General features: G+C 37.0%; 3 protein-coding genes and 1 tRNA gene. All 4 read right to left on the bottom strand.

Translation table 11 applies throughout. The features are described from left to right. Nucleotides 1-726 precede the first annotated feature (726 nt). On the bottom strand, nucleotides 727-1,182 hold the full coding sequence (rnhA, locus tag MUW74_RS03785) for a ribonuclease HI (RefSeq protein WP_243518274.1): 456 nt from the start codon (nucleotides 1,180-1,182) through the stop codon (nucleotides 727-729). 33 nt (nucleotides 1,183-1,215) lie between these two features. Next, nucleotides 1,216-2,940 (bottom strand): Ig-like domain-containing protein, encoded by a 1,725-nt coding sequence (locus MUW74_RS03780; protein ID WP_243518276.1) that lies wholly within the window; start codon nucleotides 2,938-2,940, stop codon nucleotides 1,216-1,218. Nucleotides 2,941-2,964: 24 nt separating this feature from the next. Then, a tRNA-Ala gene (locus tag MUW74_RS03775) sits at nucleotides 2,965-3,038 on the bottom strand. Between the two features lie 55 nt (nucleotides 3,039-3,093). Continuing rightward, on the bottom strand, nucleotides 3,094-4,584 hold the full coding sequence (locus tag MUW74_RS03770; RefSeq protein ID WP_243518288.1) for a glycine--tRNA ligase: 1,491 nt from the start codon (nucleotides 4,582-4,584) through the stop codon (nucleotides 3,094-3,096). Between the last annotated feature and the right edge of the window lie 308 nt (nucleotides 4,585-4,892).

Genomic DNA, 4,892 nt, shown 5'->3' with positions numbered 1-4,892 from the left:
ACTATAGTGGCCACTATAGTAGCTGTAGCAAACTGTCTATGCCCAACCGCATGCTCCCGAAAGTTGGCAGCTCTTTGATTCAAGGAAAAAAAAGACATAACTAATGTAAATAGCAAAAAAATTCCAAGTAGCAATAGTGAAATATCAAATGACATAACTAAAAAGATTTATTCATATGATTATTAATTTAATTGAAATTATCCAATATAAGCCCTCTCAGGCCATTCAAATACAAAATTGCAAAGAAAGTGTCATGAATTTTGAGGCTTAGTGCAGCTTTTCTGTATTTGTTCCCGACATGCATAAAAAAGACTTTTTGACTAGTGACCTGAACAGAAAATGGCATCAACTTAAAGATGACCACTATTGATAAACTTAAGCCGTAAGGAATTTTTATCTTACTTTTATATTGATAAACAAGTAAGCAAAATCAAGTCCTGGGTAAAAAATTGCTGCAATCACAGCTTACAGATGGAAAAACAGAACCCACGCTGCAGCCTTTCTGTCAACTGTTTTTCTATTTCAGCTGTAAGAAGTGATTGCTGATCGCAATTATTTTACAAGGGGCGTTTTTATACATAGCCCTACCATAGTGCTGAATGGATACTTTACAAGAGGCGTTTTTGAGTCCACTGCTGCCACAGTAGTAAATGGATATAAAAAAACTAGCTTGAAAAATACTTTTGTTTACTAGTTTCGTAAATAGGTACATAGATACACTACCCTTTAGGTACTTTTTATACTTTCGTAATAATGGTCTACCACTAAATTCGTATGGCTACTAGCTACAGCAAGCTGATCGCAACGTTCATTCTCATAATGGCCAGCATGGCCTTTAATCCAACAAAAATGAACTGTATGTTTTTGATAGACTATCCAAAAACGCTTCCATAGATCAGGGTTTTTTTTACCCTTAAAATCTATTTTTAGCCAATTTTTTAGCCAGCCTTTTTCGATGGCGTCTACTACATATTTCGAATCAGAATAGATGGTAACTTCTTGTGCTGTTTGCTTGAGCGCTTCTAAACCTATGATAACAGCTAATAGCTCCATTCGGTTATTGGTTGTTTTTCTATAACCTTGCGCCAGTTCTTTTGTAGCACCATTGTGCTTTAAGATAACACCATATCCACCTGGCCCGGGATTACCTCTAGCGGAACCATCTGTATAGATTGTAACCATTAACTATTCGAAATAAATACAAGCCTTAGCCTATTAAAAGGTAAAATCAATGCCCGTTAGATCCCATTTTTCTGTCAGATTGATATCTTTTTCATAAAAGAATACGGGATTGGGTTCAATATTTTTTAGTATATCACCAGGTGACCACTCCTCTTCTCCTTCGTTAAGCACTAATAGGCGCATTTTATAAGAACCAGGAGGCACCATTGTAAATTTATAACTTTTCTTATTCCGGATGGTATCTACGATTTGATCTTTATCATTGAGTAGTTCAATGATGAAATGGGCATTAGTCGTCTCTATTTTCCCTGAAATGGTACCTGTTTCTTCTTTATTTCTAAGGACATAGCTCTGCGTAATCTTTTTATGGGTTGATTGATCAAATGCCGTACAAGCACCCGGTTCTACCTGTAGCGTAATCATCTGCTTGATAACCTTACTTTTCTTTTTGCTGTCTTGTTCTTGTGTAGAAAATTGCATGATCTCTTGTGGTGTGAACTGTTTTCGTATGGTAAGCTTAGTTTTATCTCTATTCCATTCTAGTTCATCGTCCTTAAAAGCAAGTTTCTGTTGATTTTTGCCTTCGAAATAGATGAGCGCTTCTTTAAATGTTTTAATCGGTTTGTTAAATAGAATGGATTCGGTGAAATGAGGCAGTATAGAAGGTAGCACACGTGGAGATAGACTATAGCTTAGACTTTTTTGAGTATGCTCTGATTTACCTTCCTTGAAGCTAATAGTTATACTTTCTTCTAACGCTCTATGTAAGGCATCCTGGGCTTTTAATTTAATTTTAAAGGTATCTCCCCCTAGCAGACCAAAAGTATTGTAAACCGTAATGGTGTTAGGAGCGCTCTTGGAGCGCAAACTATATAGCTGTGGTTTCCCCTTTGTGCCTACCGTTTCAAGGGGTGTAAGCTCATATTTAGTTATAGGTTTGTTAAAGACTATTTCAAAAAGCCCTTTTTGGGGCATGCCCCGTAGTAGCTTCAGGTCACGTATATCAGCTGCTACAAGCGAGAGTACAATATATTGAGAATCATTTAAATCGATAGGATTCTTAAAAAATCCATATTTATCTTTTTCGTAATCAATTTTACAAGTTTTATTTTTACCAGTAGTGGCCCGTATATAATATTTGCCCATCCGTATGCAACTTATGGCAAAATTACCCTCTTGATCAGCGGTAGTATAATAATCTGGCATACCTTTTTCCTGCCATTCTTTCGGATCTCGCGTATCACTATATAGGTATACACTCACATCTCCTACAGGCTTATTAGTTAATAATTCTTTAATTTTTCCCTTAAGGGTAATGGGATCTATAAAAGAGCCGGTACTAAACGTTAAAACCTCACCACTGGCCTGTGTACCCTCATGGGTATCTTTAATCGCTTTATTAAAGTGAATAGAATAGGTAGTGTCCTCTTTTAATGGGGTATTTAATTTCACTTCTAGCGTTTTACCATTTACGGTATAGCTATAAGGCTGTTTATTTTTTGGTGTATCCAAATTAGGCATGATAACCAAGTTATCGTATATGTTTACAACACCAATATCTTTATTAAAAGTCAACCGAATTTTTGTACCCTTGACATTCAATGCACCGTTTTCTGGGCAGGAACGAACGAGTATAAGTGGGGTTTGGTCAGGTGGCCCACCTTCTGGGTCTTGTACCGCAACACAGGAAATAATAGGAATAAGCAGTAAAAAGCCTTGTTTGACCAGCCGTAAAAGGGTGGAAATGAATGTAAGCATCAGTAAGCATCAGTAAGATATAAGTGGAGAATGGGGGATTCGAACCCCCGACCTTCTCGATGCCATCGAGACACTCTAGCCAACTGAGCTAATTCCCCTAAAAAAATATACAATGCAACGATACCACTATTTTTTATATAAACCAAGTACAACCTACTTTTTTAGCTGTAAAAGTAGTGATTTTATACTGGTTGTACTATCTAAATGGTGTGTTATCTCAGACATATGGATACGATATTGTCTCATAGAATCTCGTTCGCGTATGGTAACCGTTTCATCTTCTAATGTTTGGTAATCAATAGTAATAGAATAAGGTGTACCAATAAGATCTTGTCGAGCATACCGTTTACCAATCGATGGAGTTGCCTCATAAATAAGCGGAAAGTCATATTTAAGTTGGTCAAATAGTGTTAAGGCTTTTTCTGGTAATCCATCCTTGTTTACCAGTGGAAAAATAGCTGATTTAATGGGTGCCAGTGGTGGTGGAAGTTTCAAATAGGTTCTGCTTGTAGTGCTCTCTTCATTTACTGGATTATCTTCTTTTGTTAAAGCGTTGCTTAACAACATTAAAACCAATCGATCAAGCCCTACAGAAGTCTCTATAACATAGGGTATATAACTCTTTTTTAAATCAGGGTCAAAGTATTGTAATTTCTTTTTAGCATAATGTTGATGGCTGGTTAAATCAAAATCTGTTCTAGAATGAATCCCCTCTACCTCTTTGTATCCAAATGGAAATGCATACTCAATGTCAACCGCAGCGGTTGCATAATGGGCCAGTTGCTTATGCGGATATATGTTAATCTTTTCTTGCTGAATACCTAAACTGCTATACCAATCTTTACGCTTTTCTTGCCAATAGTCAAACCAGCATTTTTCTGTTCCAGGTTGGATAAAAAACTGCATTTCCATTTGTTCAAACTCACGCATACGAAAGGTAAATTGACGCGCTACAATTTCATTACGAAAAGCTTTACCCACTTGGGCAATTCCAAAAGGAATTTTCATCCGTGCTGTTTTTTGCACATTCAAAAAGTTGACAAAAATACCTTGGGCCGTTTCTGGTCGTAAATAAATGGTTGTCTCATCATTTTGTGCACCAACTTGTGTAGAAAACATAAGATTAAATTGACGCACAGGGGTCCAATCGGCCGTCTTAGATAGGGGACATAGAATACCAAATTGTTGGAGCAATTCATCTAAACCAGGTAAGTCACCAGCTGCTAAACAGCGTTCCATCTCTTCCGTTAAGCCTTTGGCTTGAGTCGATTTACCTTGGGCAACCAATTGCGTGGCATGTTCCTCTATCAGTAGGTCTACACGGTAGCGCTTTTTGGAGTCTTTATTGTCTACCATTGGGTCACTAAAGCCATCTATGTGGCCAGAAGCTTTCCAGGTAGTAGGGTGCATCATAATGGCTGAATCAATCCCTACAATGTTTTGATGCAACTGGGTCATGCTTTGCCACCAAAAGTTTTGAAGATTCCGCTTTAAGGCTACGCCATAAGGGCCATAATCATAAATAGACTGTAGACCATCATAAATTTCACTGGATGGATAGATAAAACCATAGCGCTGTGCATGAGCAATTAATTCTTTAAAGGTATGATTTGCGCTATATAAAGGAGCATCCGTAGTAGACATTTATCTTAATTGGGTTATGGTTTCAAGATTTATAGAAAGCTAGTTTGTACAATGGGCATTGGAATAGACTTTGTTGTTGTAGTCCAAAGCTAATAATTTTTTTTAAATTAAATTTAAATACTATAGGCTTCCTGCAAAACTCGCTTATGGTGAGGAATTTGTATTGTAGGAGAGACGGAGCACAAAACTGGAGCTTACTAGATGTACGTGAGGATTTAAGCACCGGCTCGACGAGTTGTTTGCGTTCACGACATTGGTAAAAAATGAACTTTTAAAGTTACTTTTTTATTTATAAAAAAGTAACCAAA

Source organism: Candidatus Cardinium sp. cBcalN2 (genome assembly GCF_022810445.1).
Lineage (GTDB): Bacteria > Bacteroidota > Bacteroidia > Cytophagales > Amoebophilaceae > Cardinium.
The sequence above is the reverse complement of the archived record's forward strand: the minus strand, read 5'-3'. Positions and strand labels throughout refer to the sequence as shown.

What these genes read in the sequence shown, in the direction of transcription:
- rnhA (WP_243518274.1), bottom strand. Translation starts at nt 1,182, where the DNA reads ATGGTTACAATCTATACAGATGGTTCCGCTAGAGGTAATCCCGGGCCA.
- MUW74_RS03780 (WP_243518276.1), bottom strand. Translation starts at nt 2,940, where the DNA reads ATGCTTACATTCATTTCCACCCTTTTACGGCTGGTCAAACAAGGCTTT.
- MUW74_RS03770 (WP_243518288.1), bottom strand. Translation starts at nt 4,584, where the DNA reads ATGTCTACTACGGATGCTCCTTTATATAGCGCAAATCATACCTTTAAA.